The following is a 14,679-nucleotide window of genomic DNA, read 5'->3' as shown; positions in this document are numbered from 1 at the left end:
CATGGAAGAACGTCAACCGCTCGCCGTGCGCTCGGAGATCCTCGCGCCGACCTGGGACGCCACGCAACGCCGGGTGCTCGACGCCGCCGACGAGCTGCTCGTCCGCGCCGGCGTCCACGGGGTGACGATCGCCGCCCTCGCGCGTCGTTCCGGTCTCAGCCGGCCCACCATCTACCGGACGTGGCGGGATGCCGACGACGTCGTCCGATCCGCGCTCCTCCGGCGGGTCGCCGACCTCCTCAGCCGGTTCCCCGCGACGACCGGCTCCCGGGACGCGCTCGTCGCGGACGTGCTGCGGTTCACCTCCCTGTTCCGGGCCGACCCCGTGTACGGCCACCTCCTCGACGAGGAACCCGAGGCGTTCACGCGCTACACCCTGCACCGGGTGGGGTCCAGCCAGCGGCTCATCCTCCAGTGGCTCGCCGACGCGATCGCGGCGGCGCAGGCCCAGGGCTCGGTTCGCGCGGGTGACCCCGGCGAGATCGCCGTCATGCTGCTCCTGATCGCCCAGTCCGCCGTGCTGTCGCACGGCACGGTGGCCGACCTCATCGACGAGAAGGCGTGGGAACGCGAGCTCCGCGCCGCGCTGGACGGCCACCTCCGGCCATGACCCCCGCCCCGACCGCCCTCCACGCGGCCCGCCGCCGAAGCGATCTCGCCGCGGCGGCAGACGGCACCTGCGACGTCCTCGTGGTCGGCGGCGGGATCACCGGGACGGGCGTTGCCCTGGACGCCGCGTCGCGCGGTCTCCGGGTGACCCTCATCGAGGCGGAGGACCTCGCCTTCGGGACGAGCCGGTTCAGCTCGAAGCTCGTCCACGGCGGCCTGCGGTACCTCGCGACGGGCGACGTGGCGACGGCGCGCGAGAGTGCGCGGGAGCGGCATCTCCTGATGTCGGTGATCGCGCCCCACCTCATCCGTCCGCTCGGACAGCTGCTCCCGTTCGCCCCCGGCGTGAGCGGCCGCCAGCGGGGGGCCGGGGCGGCGGGGATGGCCATGGGCGACCTCCTCCGGCTGCAGGCGCGCACGAGCGCGAAGACCCTCCCCGGGCCGCATCCCGTCGGGACCGCGAGGGCACTGCGCCTGTTCCCCGCCCTGAACCCCCGCGGACTGCGCGGCGGCATGGTCACGTACGACGGCCAGCTGTCCGATGACGCCGCCCTCGTCGTCGCGGTCGCGCGTACGGCGGCCGGTCTCGGCGCGCGGATCCTCACCAGGGTCCGCGCCGAGCGGCTGCACGCGGACGGCGCTGCAGCGACGGACACGCTCACCGGGGAACGCATCAATATCCGGGCGCGGACGGTCATCAACGCCACCGGGGTGTGGGCGGCGACCCTCGACGACGGCCTCACCCTGCGCCCGAGCCGCGGCACCCACATCGTCCTGGACGCCGCGGATCTCGGCGATCCGGCCGCGGCGCTGACCATCCCGCTGGAAGGTTCTGTCAGCCGCTACGTGTTCGCCCTGCCACAGCGCGGCGGGCGTGTCCTCGTCGGTCTCACCGATGTCGACGCGCCGGGTCCCATCCCCTCCGTCGCCGAGCCCACCGAGGCCGAGATCGGCTTCCTCCTGGAGACACTGAACCGCCTGCTCGCGGTGCCGGTGGCGCGGGACCGCGTCCGCGGAGCCTTCGCCGGCCTCCGTCCGCTCGTCGACACCGGAGCGGCCGAGACCGCAGACGTCTCCCGTCGGCATCTCGCGCGCGCCTCCGCCTCGGGGGTGATCTCCGTTCTCGGCGGCAAGCTGACGACCTACCGGCGGATGGCCGAGGACGCCGTGGACCTGGCGGTGCGGCAGTACGGCCTCCGTGCCGGCCCCAGTGGCACCGCGACCCTGCGCCTGATCGACGATTCCGCACCGGGCGATGTCGTCGAGGGCGGCGCACTCTCCCGCGCCGCCGTCGAGCACGCTGTGCGTTCGCAAGGCGCGATGACCGCAGCCGATGTGCTCGACCGCCGCACGCGGATCGGGCTCGTCTCCGACGACCGCGCCCGAGCCCTTCCGGCGGTGGAGCGGATCGTCGCCGAGACCCTCGCCGACCTGCCCTGACGGGCAGCGGACGCCGGGGGATCCTCCGTCAGTGACGCTCGTGGAGCGGGAGCTCGATCGCGCCGGTCTCACCGGCGTGGCGGGCCTTCGGGATGCGGGTGCCCAGCACCTGCGCCACGACGTCCTGGGCGATCTTCGAGGCGGTGAGACCGGCGTCGGCGAGGATCTGATCGCGCGACGCGTGATCGATGAACTCGTCGGGAAGGCCCAGCTCGTCCACCGCCGTGTCGATCCCCGCCTCGCGGAGCACCTGCCGCACGCGGGTGCCGATGCCACCCACGCGGATGCCGTCCTCCAGCGTGATCACCAGGCGATGCCGCGCCGCCAGCTCGACCACCGAGGGCTGCACCGGGATCGCCCACCGCGGGTCGATCACGGTGGCGCCGATGCCCTGGGCGCGCAGCCGGTCGGCCACGTCGAGAGCCAGAGCGGCGAACGGGCCGATGGCGACGATGAGGACGTCTTCGCCCTCGCCGCGCGCCAGCACGTCCACGCCGTCCGCGAGGCGCTCGAGCGCCGGCAGATCGGCCGAGACGTCGCCCTTCGGGAAGCGGATGACGGTCGGAGCGTCCTCGACGGCGACCGCTTCGTCCAGCGCCTCGGTCAGACGCGCACCGTCACGGGGCGCCGCGATGCGGATGTGCGGGATGATCTGCAGCATGGCCAGATCCCACATGCCGTGGTGACTCGGGCCGTCGGGACCCGTGACGCCGGCCCGATCGAGCACGAAGGTCACGCCCGCGCGGTGCAGCGCGACGTCCATGAGCACCTGGTCGAACGCCCGTCCCATGAACGTGGCGTACACGGCGACGACCGGGTGCAGGCCGCCGTACGCGAGTCCGGCGGCCGAGGCCACCGCGTGCTGCTCGGCGATGCCGACGTCGTAGACACGGTCGGGGAAGCGCTCCGCGAAGGGGGCGAGGCCGGTGGGCCGGAGCATCGCCGCGGTGATGGCGATCACGTCCGAGCGGCGCTCGCCGACCTTCACGAGGGCGTCGGAGAAGACGTCGGTCCACCCGCGGCCGCCCGAGGACAGCGTCTCCCCCGTCGTCGGGTCGATCTTGCCGACCGCGTGGAACTGGTCGGCCTCATCGTCGCGGGCCGGCTGATACCCGCGGCCCTTCTCGGTGATCGCGTGCACGATGACGGGTGCGCCGTAGGACTTCGCCAGCTCCAGGGTCTCCAGCAGCGCCGGAAGATCGTGGCCGTCGACGGGACCGAGGTACTTGATGTCGAGGTTGGAGTACAGGGCCTCGTTGTTGGTGAACCGCGAGAGGAATCCGTGGGTGCCGCCGCGCACCCCACGGAACACCGCTCGACCCACCGGCCCGAACGCGCGGAAGAGGCGATCGGACTTGTGGTGGAGATCCTTGTACGCCGCCGCGGTGCGGACCCGGTTCAGGAAGCGGGACATGCCGCCGATGGTCGGCGCGTAGGAGCGGCCGTTGTCGTTGACGACGATCACGAGGTTGCGGTCGTTGTCGTCGGAGATGTTGTTCAGCGCCTCCCACGTCATGCCGCCGGTCAGCGCGCCGTCGCCGACGACCGCGACGACGTGTCGGTCCGCGCGGCCGGTGGCGGTGAGCGCTCGGGACACGCCGTCGGCCCAGCTCAGCGAGCTGGAGGCGTGAGAGGACTCGACGACGTCGTGCGGGCTCTCCGCACGCTGCGGGTAGCCCGCGAGCCCCTCCCGGACGCGCAGCTTCGAGAAGTCCTGGCGGCCGGTGAGGATCTTGTGGACATAGGACTGGTGGCCGGTGTCGAAGATGAAGGGGTCGTCCGGCGAGGAGAACACACGGTGCAGAGCGATCGTGAGCTCCACGACACCGAGGTTGGGACCGAGGTGCCCACCCGTCTGCGAGACGTTCTCGACGAGGAAAGCCCGGATCTCCGCAGCGAGGTCTTCCAGTTGCTCCGGCGAGAGCCGATCAAGATCGCGCGGTCCAGAGATGCTCGGAAGAATGGGCATCTGCGCCTCCTCACAGGCCTCGACAGAGCGTCCGAACGGGTGCGGACGTCTTCCCGATCCTACCGCTCGGAGCCGGGAATCCCCCGAGGGCGAGAGACCCTTGACACGCCGAAGGGGCCCGTGTCCGTAGACACGAGCCCCTTCGTCGTCGAGGCTCAGACGAGCGAGCGCAGCACGTACTGCAGGATGCCGCCGTTGCGGTAGTAGTCCGCCTCACCGGGGGTGTCGATGCGGACGACCGCGTCGAACTCGACGGTCTGCTTGCCCTCGGGCGAGTGCTCGCTCGGGGTGGCGGTGACCTTGACCGTCTTCGGGGTGACGCCGTTGTTGAGCTCCTCGAGTCCCGTGATCGAGACGATCTCGGTGCCGTCGAGACCCAGCGACTCCCAGCTCTCGCCTGCGGGGAACTGCAGCGGGACGACGCCCATGCCGATGAGGTTGGAGCGGTGGATGCGCTCGAAGCTCTCCGTGATCACGGCCTTGACGCCCAGGAGGCTCGTGCCCTTGGCCGCCCAGTCGCGGGACGAGCCGGAGCCGTACTCCTTGCCGCCGAAGACGACGAGCGGGGTGCCCTGCTCGGCGTAGTTCATGCACGCGTCGTAGATGTACGACTGCGGGCCGCCCGGCTGCGTGAAGTCGCGGGTGTAGCCGCCCTCGACGACCTGTCCGTCGTTCACGGCCGAGACCATGAGGTTCTTCAGGCGGATGTTCGCGAAGGTACCGCGGATCATGACCTCGTGGTTCCCGCGGCGCGAGCCGAAGGAGTTGAAGTCCTTGCGGTCGACGCCGTGCTCCGTGAGGTACTGGGCCGCGGGGGTGCCCGGCTTGATGTTGCCGGCCGGCGAGATGTGGTCGGTGGTGACCGAGTCGCCGAGCGTCGCCATGACGCGCGCACCTTCGATGTCCTTCACCGGGGTGAGCTCCATCGTCATGCCGTCGAAGTACGGGGCCTTGCGCACGTACGTCGAGTTCTCGTCCCACTGGAACGTGTCGTCGTCCGGCGTGGGCAGGTTGCGCCAGCGCTCGTCACCGTCGAACACGGTGGCGTACTGCTTGATGAACTGGTCGCGCGAGATCGACGAGTCGACGATCTCCTGGACCTCGTCCGGCGAGGGCCAGATGTCCTTGAGGAACACGTCGTTGCCGTCCGCGTCCTTGCCGAGCGCGTCGGTCTCGAAGTCGAAGTGCATCGAGCCGGCGAGGGCGTACGCGATGACCAGCGGCGGGCTGGCCAGGTAGTTCATCTTCACGTCCGGGCTGATGCGGCCCTCGAAGTTGCGGTTGCCCGAGAGGACGGCCGTGACCGCGAGGTCGTGCGAGTTGATCGCCTCGGAGACCTCTTCGATGAGCGGCCCGGAGTTTCCGATGCAGATGGTGCAGCCGTAGCCGACCGTGTAGAAGCCGAGGCCCTCGAGGTCCTTGTCCAGACCCGACTTCTCGTAGTAGTCGGTGACGACCTTCGAGCCGGGGCCGAGCGTGGTCTTCACCCACGGCTTCTGCTTGAGGCCCTTCTCCCGCGCCTTGCGGGCGAGGAGGCCGGCGGCGATCATCACCGACGGGTTGGACGTGTTGGTGCACGACGTGATGGCCGCCAGGGTGACGGCGCCGTTGTCGAGGATGTACTTCTCGCCCTCGGGAGTCGTGACCGGGACCGGGTTCGACACGTTCGCCGGCGCGCCGCTGCTGATGTGCACGGGACGCGTGGTCGGCTCCTCCTCGCCGGGGACCTGACCGGGGTCGGACGCCGGGAAGGAGTGCTTGGACTCGAGGTCGACGATGTCGTCGCTGGTCGACGCCGTGGCGTAGTTCAGGATGTCCTGCTCGAACTGCGTCTTCGCCTCGGAGAGGAGGATGCGGTCCTGCGGGCGCTTCGGGCCGGCGATGGACGGGACGACCGTGCCGAGGTCGAGCTCCATGTACTCGCTGAAGACCGGCTCGTGGGAGGCGTCGTGCCAGAGCTTCTGCTCCTTGGCGTAGGCCTCGACGAGCGCGACGGCCTCCTCGCTGCGGCCGGTGAGGCGCAGGTAGTCGAGGGTGACGTCGTCGATCGGGAAGATCGCGGCGGTCGAGCCGAACTCGGGCGACATGTTGCCGATCGTCGCGCGGTTGGCCAGCGGCACCGAGGCGACGCCCTCGCCGTAGAACTCGACGAACTTGCCGACGACGCCGTGCTTGCGCAGCATGTCGGTGATGGTCAGCACCACGTCGGTCGCGGTCACGCCGGCGGGGATCTCACCCGAGAGCTTGAAGCCGACGACGCGCGGGATGAGCATCGACACGGGCTGGCCGAGCATCGCGGCCTCGGCCTCGATGCCGCCGACGCCCCAGCCGAGCACGCCCAGTCCGTTGACCATCGTGGTGTGCGAGTCGGTGCCGACACAGGTGTCGGGGTAGGCCTGGAGGACGCCGCCGTTGGTGCGGTGGTAGATGACCTTCGCCAGGTGCTCGATGTTCACCTGGTGGACGATGCCGGTGCCGGGGGGAACGACCTTGAAGTCCTGGAACGCGGTCTGGCCCCAGCGGAGGAACTGGTACCGCTCGCCGTTGCGCTCGTACTCGATCTCGACGTTGCGCTCGAGGGCGTTCTCGGTGCCGAAGAGGTCGGCGATGACGGAGTGGTCGATGACCATCTCGGCCGGCGAGAGCGGGTTGATCTTGTTCGGGTCGCCGCCGAGCGCCGTGACGGCCTCACGCATCGTGGCGAGGTCGACGATGCAGGGCACGCCGGTGAAGTCCTGCATGACCACGCGCGCCGGCGTGAACTGGATCTCCGTGTTGGGCTCCGCGTTGGCGTCCCACGACCCGAGCGCCTCGATCTGCGCCTTCGTGACGTTCGCGCCGTCCTCGGTGCGAAGCAGGTTCTCCAGGAGGACCTTGAGGCTGAAGGGGAGCTTGTCGAAACCGGGCACCGTGTCGATGCGGAAGATCTCGTAGTCGGTGCTGCCGACCGTCAGGGTGCTCTTGGCACCGAAGCTGTTCACCGTGGACACGAATCCGTCTCCTTCTATTCGGATGGGAGCGACAGGCGCCTCCATCTTGCTCGCCGGTGCGGCCGCGCGGCTAGCAAGGGGGACCTAACCAGTCTGCTCCGCGCTGGTCACCGGCGAAAGCCCGTGATTTATCTTGATGTCGAGATAAATCTATCACGCCGCCGCGGGGTCGTCGTGCGACGACGCGCGGGGATAGAGCGCACGGACCACCAGCCAGGTCACCGCGATCAGGGGCGCGAACAACGGCAGTCCCATCACGAGCTTGAGGGTTCCGAGAGCGGTGACGTCGCCGGCCAGGTACAGCGGGAACTGCACGATCAGTCGGGCGAAGAACAGCGCGGCCCAGGCGATGCCCAACCAGAAGAAGGCCCGCCGCTTGCGACGGTCCGCACGCCAGGCGGTTCCCTCCCCCATGAGGAAGCCGACCGCGAGACCGATGACGGACCAGCCGATGAGCGCCGAGACGAGGATCGCCGACCCGTAGACCGCGTTCGTGATGAGGCCGGGGACGAAGTTGTCCTCGCCGCGGCCCGTCCACAGGGCCAGACCGGCGGCGGCCACGGCCGCGATCAGTCCGCCGAGGGCGGCCGACGGCGGAGACTTCTGCACCAGCCGGACGACGGTGAACACGGCGGCCAGACCGACGGACACTCCGAGGGGCAGCAGCAGGGGCTCAGGCCGAAGGGTGAACAGGATCACGAACGCGAGGCTCGGGAGCACCGACTCGAGGATCCCGCGCCAGCCGCCCATGGCGGACCAGACGACCTTGTGCGTGCTCGCGCTCTCGGACGGGTCGAGCCCGGCCTTGCGCGCGGCGCCGCCGAGTGCTGCTCCGAGGATCTCCGACGCGCTCTGCGTGCGCGGCTCCTCGGCGTCCGGCGTGGTCACGCGGAGCCCGGCGTCGCCGGCATCTTCAGCGGGATGAGGTCGCGCGGCGGCATGGGCGCTCCCCCGCGGACGACGACGATCGAGCGGAAGAGGTCCTCGACCTTCGCCGCCGCCTCCGGGTCGGACGCCGCCGCGCCGCCGATCACACCACGCAGGAACCAGCGGGGCCCGTCGATGCCGATGAAGCGCGCGAGGCGCAGGCCGGAGCCTTCACTGGCGGTCGCGGGCACCTCCGCGAGCAGCTCCTTGCCGAGCGGCCCCTCCCGCTCCTCGACGCGACCGCCCTGCGCCTTGACCTGGTCGCGCAGCTGGACGCGCGTCTCGTCCCACAGACCGCCGCTGCGCGGAGCCGCGAACGGCTGCACCTGGAGCGACGACTCGGCGTAGTCGAGCCCGACCGCCACGATGCGCTTGCTCTGCTCCTCCACCTCGAGCCGCAGGTTCAGCCCCTCGCGCGGCAGGATCTTGATCCCGCCGAGGTCGATGTACGGGCGGACGGGGTTCGCCTCGGAGTCGTCGAACGGGCCCTCGGTGGCGCGGTTCTCCGGCGCCGACTTGGAAGGAGTCTCGTTGCTGTCGGTCATTTCGCCTGTCCTGCTTCGTTCTCGGGGGTCTGTGCCTGGTAGCCGGTCGAGCCGAATCCGCCGGCGCCGCGAACGCTGTCCGGCAGCTCGTCGACCGGGAGGAACCGGGCACGGGCGACGGGCATCACGATGAGCTGTGCGATGCGATCGCCGACGGCGACATCGTACGCGCTGTGGATGTCCGTGTTGATCAGACTGACCTTGATCTCGCCCCGGTAGCCGGCGTCGACGGTGCCGGGAGAGTTCACGATCGAGATGCCGTGCTTCGCCGCGAGACCGCTGCGGGGCACCACGAAGGCCGCATAGCCGTCCGGCAGCGCGATGCGCACGCCCGTGGGGACGAGAGCGCGCTCCCCCGGCTCCAGCCGCACGGCCTCGGCGGCGACGAGATCGGCTCCGGCGTCACCCGGATGCGCATAGCCGGGGACCGCTGCGGCGATAATGGGGACATCAACGGAATCGGTCACCCCATGAGGCTAATGCAGAACCCCGCAACGGACGCACGTCCCCGCTACCACGAACGCCTGGCCCCCAGCCTGTGGCTGCTGGTCACGATCGCCCTGGCGGGACCGATGGTGTCCCTGATCTTCGTGCCGGTCGGCTCGACCTTCGCGCTGCTGCTCGGCGGAGCGGTGTCCGCGCTGCTCGTGGTGGCGGCCATCGCCCTGGCTCCGGTCGTCTCGGTGCAGGACGGCGTGCTCCGCGCCGGACCCGCCCACATCGACGTGCGCCACCTCGGCGAGCCGGTGGCGCTGACCGGCGACGAGGCACGGGCCGCACGAGGACCGGAGCTCCCGGCTCGCGGGTGGCACCTCATCCGCGGCGGCATCGACGGTGTCGTCGTGGTGCCGAACATCGACGAGGCAGACCCCGTCATCGCGTGGACGATCTCGACCAGGACGCCCGATCGGCTCGCCGCGGCCATCCGCGCGGCGCGGGGCTGACCGCCCCCGGAGAAACGACAGCGCGCCCCTGACCGGATGGTCGGGGGCGCGTGAGGCGTCGCGCAGAGGGCTGCTCAGGCAGCGCACTCCTTGCAGATGGGGCCATCGGGTCCCTCGTGGTCGAGCTGCGAGCGGTGCTTCACGAGGAAGCAGCTCATGCAGGTGAACTCGTCCTGCTGCGCGGGCAGCACGACGACATCCAGCTCGAGATCGGAGAGGTCCGCGCCCGGGAGATCGAAGTTCGACGGGTTGTCGGAGTCCTCGTCTCCGGTCGTGCCGGACAGCTTGTCCGGCACACGCTCCTTGAGGGCTTCGATCGACTCGGAGTCGTCTTCACTCTTTCGGGGAGCGTCGTAATCGGTTGCCATGCGGTGAATCTCCACTTTCATGGTGCGAGTGGGCGGGTGCGCCGTCGGGTAATCGGCGGCCATAGTTTGCATGACCGGCGGGCGTTTCGCAAATGCCCTCCCATGCGACAGGGCAAACTCACGGCACGCCCGCCGTATTCCCTCTCCCGACGCGTCTCCCATGACACCATGAACGCACACCCATCAGAGGGGCATTCGCATGGAAAACGTCACCATCGTCGGCACAGAAGCAGGAGTGCTCGTCCTCGCGACCGAGGCGGGCGAGCGGTTCGCGCTGCCCATCGACGCCGTGCTGCAGCGGGAGATCCGCCGCGCGACCCGCCAGGCCGAGCCGGCGGCGCAGAAGCTCGCCGCGAGTCCGCGGGACATCCAGGCCCAGATCCGCGCCGGTCTCACCGCAGCCGAGGTCGCGGAGCTCCTCGGGATCAGCGTCGACGACGTCGCACGCTTCGAGGGTCCCGTCCTCGCCGAGCGGGAGCACATCATCGGGCAGGCGCTCGCCGTCCCCGTCCTCATCGGCAGCGAGGTCGAGCCCGACGCGCAGCCGACGTTCGGCGCCGCGGTGCGCGCCAAGCTGGCCGAGGTGGGCGCGTCGTCCGAGCGCTGGGCGAGCTGGAAGGAGGAGTCCGGCTGGATCATCAAGCTGGAGTTCTCCGCCAACGACGTCGAGCACGACGCGCGCTGGAGCTTCGACCCTCGGCGGAGCGCCCTCTCGCCGCTGAACGCCGACGCCACGCAGCTCTCGCGACAGGGGTCCCTGCCGGAGGGCCTGATCCCGCGACTGCGAGCTGTGGAGGCCGACCGCGCCGCCTCGCCCTACAAGGACGACAGCCGCTTCGACTCCGGCGCCTTCGGACCGCGCCTCGTCCCGGCTCCCGCGGCCGAGGCAGAGGAGCCGGCGCAGCCCGAGCGCTCGGCGCCGGCGGTCGAGGACGCCGCGATCAACCGCGCCCCCGACGCCGCCTCGACGAGCCCCGAGACCGCCGATCTCCTCGAGGCCCTGCGCCGTCGCCGCGGCCAGCGCGAGGCGGCGCCGATCGAGCACGAGATCGAGGACGTTCAGGACGACACCGATCCGATCGCCCTCTTCGCCGCATTGGAGGAGCCGGACGACGAGCCCGCGGCCCCGGAACCCACGCCTCGTCAGCCGTCCTCGAACGACGCCGGCGACAGCGGCGGCCGTCGGCGGCGCCGCAACGCCATGCCGTCGTGGGACGAGATCGTCTTCGGAGCACGCACCGACGAATGACCGCGGTCGCTCGCGTCAGGAGGCGAAGGCGCCGAGCCGCAGGAACGGCACCCTGGTCTCCTCCGGGGTGAGTGCGCCGTGCTGCCCGATCATGCCGCGGTTGCGCTGGTCCTCGGCCGTGCCGTCGTAGAGAGCGCGCACACCCGTGGCGGCGATCAGCACGTCACCGATCCGGGACCGGGCGTCGTCGCTGACGACGGGGCCGAAGAGACCGGCCCGCAGCGCCTCCTCCCGGGTGGCGACCTCGGCCACCCCCTCCAGATCGCGGCGCAGACGCGTAGCCAGCACCGCGGTGTCGGAGTCCGGCTCCCGGTACAGGTGCAGCATGCGGGGCTCGCCCCCGACGTGCCGGATGCCGACGAGATGCTCCTCCTCGAGCACGACCTGCCGATGGGACGGTACGTCGACCATGCCGTGATCCGAGGTCACCACCACGCCCACGCGCGGCGGGACGTGGACCGAGAGCGCGCCGTCGATCCGCTCCAGCGCGGTGACCCATTCCGCGGAGTCCACCCCGTGCTTGTGCCCCGCCTTGTCGACCTCGGGCAGGTAGCAGTAGACGAGGGAGCCCGGATTCTCCGCGGCCAGGGCGTAGGAGGCCTCGACCCGTTCCTCCGGCGTCGCCGCGGCGACGAATGTCGCGCCGCGGAGGGTCGCACGTGTGAAGCCGCTGTGCGCGTACGCCGCCAGCCCCACGGCGAAGACCGGCCGGCCCGTCGCCGCCATGCGCTCGAACACCGTGGGGGCGGCCTGCCAGGTGAGCGGGTCCAGACCGTCCGTCTCCCACCCGCTGAGCTGATTCACGAGGACATCCCGCTCCGGGTCTCGGACGCGATAGCCGACGAGACCGTGCTCCCCCGGCCAGACCCCGGTGGTGAGACTCGTGAGGGCGGCCGCCGTCGTCGTCGGGAAGACCGTCTGCGCGACGTCCTTCTTCGTCATCGTCGCGGTGAGCGAGCGGGCGTGACCGGCGTGCCCGCGGAGGCTGATCGCCCCGAGGCCGTCGATCACCACGAGCACGGCCGAATCGACGCGCGGCAGCGTGGCGGATTCGCCGCGGAGAGCGGCGCACAGGTCGTCCGCCACCCCGACGACGCTCCGGGCGCCCGGCGGCGCGGACGGTAGCATGAAGGACATCCGAGCCAGTCTGACACAGGCTCCCGTACGCCCTCAGGAAGTCCATGCCGAAAACCCCGCCGCCCGAGCCTGTCGAGGAACGCATCCAGGACATCGATCTCTCTCACGAGATGCAGGGCTCCTTCCTGGAGTACGCGTACTCCGTCATCTATTCGCGGGCACTCCCGGACGCCAGAGACGGCCTCAAGCCGGTGCAGCGCCGCATCCTGTTCCAGATGGCCGAGATGGGTCTGCGCCCGGACCGCGGCCATGTGAAGAGCGCCCGCGTCGTCGGCGAGGTCATGGGAAAGCTGCACCCCCATGGCGACTCGGCGATCTATGACGCGCTCGTCCGCCTCGCGCAGGAGTGGGCCCTCCGGGTGCCGCTCGTCGACGGTCACGGCAACTTCGGATCCCTCGACGACGGCCCCGCCGCCGCGCGGTACACCGAGGCGCGTCTCGCCGCCCCCGCGCTCTCGCTCACCGAGAACCTCGACGAGGACGTCGTCGACTTCATCCCGAACTACGACGGCCAGTTCCAGCAGCCGGCCGTGCTGCCCGCGGCGTTCCCCAACCTGCTCGTCAACGGTGCCAGCGGCATCGCGGTGGGCATGGCGACCAACATGGCGCCGCACAACCTCATCGAGGTCGTCGCCGCGGCGACCCACCTGCTCGAGAACCCGGACGCCACCACCGAGGACCTCATGGAGTACGTCCCCGGTCCCGACTTCCCGTCGGGCGGGATCCTCATGGGGCTCGACGGCGTCAAGGACGCCTACACGACCGGGCGCGGTGCCCTCAAGGTCCGCGGGCGGACGTCGATCGAGCCGCTGGGCCCCCGGCGCACGGGCATCATCGTGTCGGAGCTGCCCTACATGGTCGGTCCGGAGCGTCTCATCGAGAAGATCCGCGACGCGGTGCAGGCGAAGAAGCTGCAGGGCATCAGCGACGTCACCGATCTCACCGACCGCAACCACGGCCTCCGCGTCGCCATCGGGATCAAGACCGGTTTCGATCCGAACGCCGTGCTGGAGCAGCTCTACCGGCTCACCCCGCTGGAGGACTCCTTCAGCATCAACAACGTCGCCCTCGTCGACGGCCAGCCCCGCACCCTCGGGCTCAAGGAGATGCTCAGCGTCTACGTCGGCCACCGCATCGAGGTCATCACCCGCCGCAGCCGGTACCGTCTCGCCCGCCGGGAGGAGCGCCTGCACCTGGTGGAGGGTCTGCTCATCGCGATCCTCGACATCGACGAGGTCATCCAGGTCATCCGGTCGTCGGACGACACCGAGCAGGCCCGCACCCGGCTCCGGTCCGTGTTCGACCTCAGCGAGCCGCAGGCCGAGTACATCCTCGAGCTGCGGCTGCGACGTCTGACCAAGTTCTCGCGCATCGAGCTCGAGGCGGAACGCGACGCCCTCCTCGCGGAGATCGCGTCGCTGCGCGAGCTGCTCGCCAGCCCGGCCCTGCTGCGCGCGGCCGTCGCCCGGGAGCTGGACGCCGTGGCCGAGGCGTACGGGACGCCGCGGCGCACCCTGCTGATGAACGCGGCCCCGCCGAAGCCCCGTGCGACGAAGGGCGCCGTCGACCTGCAGATCGCCGACGCGCCGACCACCGTCGTCCTCTCGACGACGGGCCGCGCCGTGCGCGTGGACCTCGGCGAAGGACAGGAGTTGACGGCTCCGGCCCGGCGGAGCAAGCACGATGCCATCCTCGCGACGGTCGAGACGACGGTCCGCGGCGAGGTCGGGGCGCTCACCAGCACGGGACGCGTCGTCCGCTTCTCCCCCGTGGACCTGCCCTCGGTGCCGGGCACCTCGGTGCAGCTCGCCGCGGGGACTCCGCTTCGCGACTACCTGGGGATCACGACCAAGAGTGAGCGCATCCTCGGGTTCGTCCGTTTCGACAGCGAGACCCCCGTCGCGCTCGGCACCGCCCAGGGCATCGTGAAGCGCATCGTGCCGTCGACCCTGCCCGTGCGGCCCGACCTGGAGGTCATCGGCCTCAAGACCGGAGACTCCGTGGTCGGTGTGGCCGACGCGGCGGATGACGCCGACCTCGTGTTCCTGACGACGGATGCGCAGCTGCTGCGGTTCTCGGCCTCGACGGTCCGCCCCCAGGGCGCGCCGGCCGGCGGCATGGCGGGCATCAAGCTCGGCTCGGGCGCCTCCGTCCTCTTCTTCGGCGCCGTCCGCCCGGACACCGATGCCGTCGTCGCCACGGTGTCGGGCGCGGAGAGCATCCTGCCCGGCACCGATCCCGGCCGCGCGAAGGTCTCGGCCTTCACGGAATACCCGTCGAAGGGCCGCGCGACCGGCGGCGTCCGCGCCCACGCCTTCCTGAAGGGCGAGGACCGCCTCACCGTCGCCTGGGTCGGCCCGAACCCGGCTCTGGCCGTCGACCCCACCGGCGCGGTGCGCAAGCTGCCGGACGTGGGGGCACGACGCGACGCCTCCGGTCAGCCGATCGACGGCGTCATCGGCAGCATCGGCCGCACGCTCGTCTGATCCGTTCCACGAAGA

At 70.8% G+C, this 14,679-nt stretch carries 12 protein-coding genes; 5 read left to right on the top strand and 7 right to left on the bottom strand.

Translation table 11 applies throughout. The features are described 5' to 3' along the window. Position 1 precedes the first annotated feature (1 nt). A complete protein-coding gene (locus tag BV453_RS13680) occupies positions 2-610 on the top strand; it encodes a TetR/AcrR family transcriptional regulator (RefSeq protein ID WP_025103564.1) in 609 nt (202 codons plus the stop codon). Further along, positions 607-2,049, top strand: coding sequence for a glycerol-3-phosphate dehydrogenase/oxidase (locus BV453_RS13675; RefSeq protein ID WP_249521844.1), 1,443 nt, complete (start codon positions 607-609; stop codon positions 2,047-2,049). The genes BV453_RS13680 and BV453_RS13675 overlap by 4 nt, the downstream gene beginning before the upstream one ends. 28 nt (positions 2,050-2,077) lie before the next feature. Here BV453_RS13675 and dxs read toward each other — a convergent pair whose 3' ends face one another. The 5 genes from dxs to dut form a co-directional block, all read right to left on the bottom strand. After that, complete coding sequence (gene dxs / locus BV453_RS13670) at positions 2,078-4,018, bottom strand: 1-deoxy-D-xylulose-5-phosphate synthase (protein ID WP_249521843.1); 1,941 nt, start codon at positions 4,016-4,018, stop codon at positions 2,078-2,080. Positions 4,019-4,173: 155 nt separating this feature from the next. Beyond that, positions 4,174-7,053 (bottom strand): aconitate hydratase, encoded by a 2,880-nt coding sequence (locus tag BV453_RS13665; RefSeq protein WP_249521842.1) that lies wholly within the window; start codon positions 7,051-7,053, stop codon positions 4,174-4,176. A gap of 108 nt (positions 7,054-7,161) precedes the next feature. Continuing rightward, the gene (locus BV453_RS13660; RefSeq protein ID WP_025103568.1) at positions 7,162-7,896 is read right to left on the bottom strand and encodes a DUF3159 domain-containing protein; all 735 of its coding nucleotides are present in this window, start codon (positions 7,894-7,896) and stop codon (positions 7,162-7,164) included. Then, positions 7,893-8,480 carry a DUF3710 domain-containing protein gene (locus BV453_RS13655; protein ID WP_025103569.1) on the bottom strand — a complete coding sequence of 196 codons (588 nt, stop codon included), beginning with the start codon at positions 8,478-8,480 and terminating at the stop codon, positions 7,893-7,895. Before BV453_RS13655 ends, BV453_RS13660 begins: the two co-directional genes overlap by 4 nt. Beyond that, positions 8,477-8,947, bottom strand: a complete 471-nt coding sequence (gene dut / locus BV453_RS13650) for a dUTP diphosphatase (protein ID WP_126893121.1) — start codon at positions 8,945-8,947, stop codon at positions 8,477-8,479. Before dut ends, BV453_RS13655 begins: the two co-directional genes overlap by 4 nt. 12 nt (positions 8,948-8,959) lie before the next feature. On the opposite strand from dut, the gene BV453_RS13645 reads away from it, so the two are divergent. Then, positions 8,960-9,424, top strand: a complete 465-nt coding sequence (locus tag BV453_RS13645) for a DUF3093 domain-containing protein (RefSeq protein WP_025103571.1) — start codon at positions 8,960-8,962, stop codon at positions 9,422-9,424. A gap of 74 nt (positions 9,425-9,498) precedes the next feature. Here BV453_RS13645 and BV453_RS13640 read toward each other — a convergent pair whose 3' ends face one another. Further along, positions 9,499-9,792 carry a DUF4193 domain-containing protein gene (locus tag BV453_RS13640; RefSeq protein ID WP_025103572.1) on the bottom strand — a complete coding sequence of 98 codons (294 nt, stop codon included), beginning with the start codon at positions 9,790-9,792 and terminating at the stop codon, positions 9,499-9,501. 199 nt (positions 9,793-9,991) lie between these two features. Between BV453_RS13640 and sepH the strand changes: the two genes are divergently transcribed. Further along, positions 9,992-11,041 (top strand): septation protein SepH, encoded by a 1,050-nt coding sequence (sepH, locus tag BV453_RS13635; RefSeq protein ID WP_249521841.1) that lies wholly within the window; start codon positions 9,992-9,994, stop codon positions 11,039-11,041. A 15-nt stretch (positions 11,042-11,056) separates the two neighbouring features. On the opposite strand, the gene BV453_RS13630 is transcribed toward sepH, so the two are convergent. Further along, positions 11,057-12,178: an alkaline phosphatase family protein gene (locus tag BV453_RS13630; protein WP_249521840.1), complete on the bottom strand. Its 1,122-nt coding sequence runs from the start codon at positions 12,176-12,178 to the stop codon at positions 11,057-11,059. A gap of 44 nt (positions 12,179-12,222) precedes the next feature. Between BV453_RS13630 and BV453_RS13625 the strand changes: the two genes are divergently transcribed. Beyond that, complete coding sequence (locus BV453_RS13625; protein ID WP_025103575.1) at positions 12,223-14,664, top strand: DNA topoisomerase (ATP-hydrolyzing) subunit A; 2,442 nt, start codon at positions 12,223-12,225, stop codon at positions 14,662-14,664. Positions 14,665-14,679: the final 15 nt, after the last annotated feature.

It is taken from the genome of Microbacterium sp. ER1, assembly GCF_023383675.1.
Lineage (GTDB): Bacteria > Actinomycetota > Actinomycetes > Actinomycetales > Microbacteriaceae > Microbacterium.
The sequence above is the reverse complement of the archived record's forward strand: the minus strand, read 5'-3'. Positions and strand labels throughout refer to the sequence as shown.

Bases quoted from the DNA above. Each gene is read 5' to 3' on its own strand.
- BV453_RS13680 (WP_025103564.1), top strand. From the start codon at position 2: ATGGAAGAACGTCAACCGCTCGCCGTGCGCTCGGAGATCCTCGCGCCG.
- BV453_RS13675 (WP_249521844.1), top strand. From the start codon at position 607: ATGACCCCCGCCCCGACCGCCCTCCACGCGGCCCGCCGCCGAAGCGAT.
- dxs (WP_249521843.1), bottom strand. From the start codon at position 4,018: ATGCCCATTCTTCCGAGCATCTCTGGACCGCGCGATCTTGATCGGCTC.
- BV453_RS13665 (WP_249521842.1), bottom strand. From the start codon at position 7,053: ATGGAGGCGCCTGTCGCTCCCATCCGAATAGAAGGAGACGGATTCGTG.
- BV453_RS13655 (WP_025103569.1), bottom strand. From the start codon at position 8,480: ATGACCGACAGCAACGAGACTCCTTCCAAGTCGGCGCCGGAGAACCGC.
- BV453_RS13645 (WP_025103571.1), top strand. From the start codon at position 8,960: ATGCAGAACCCCGCAACGGACGCACGTCCCCGCTACCACGAACGCCTG.
- BV453_RS13640 (WP_025103572.1), bottom strand. From the start codon at position 9,792: ATGGCAACCGATTACGACGCTCCCCGAAAGAGTGAAGACGACTCCGAG.
- sepH (WP_249521841.1), top strand. From the start codon at position 9,992: ATGGAAAACGTCACCATCGTCGGCACAGAAGCAGGAGTGCTCGTCCTC.
- BV453_RS13630 (WP_249521840.1), bottom strand. From the start codon at position 12,178: ATGTCCTTCATGCTACCGTCCGCGCCGCCGGGCGCCCGGAGCGTCGTC.
- BV453_RS13625 (WP_025103575.1), top strand. From the start codon at position 12,223: ATGCCGAAAACCCCGCCGCCCGAGCCTGTCGAGGAACGCATCCAGGAC.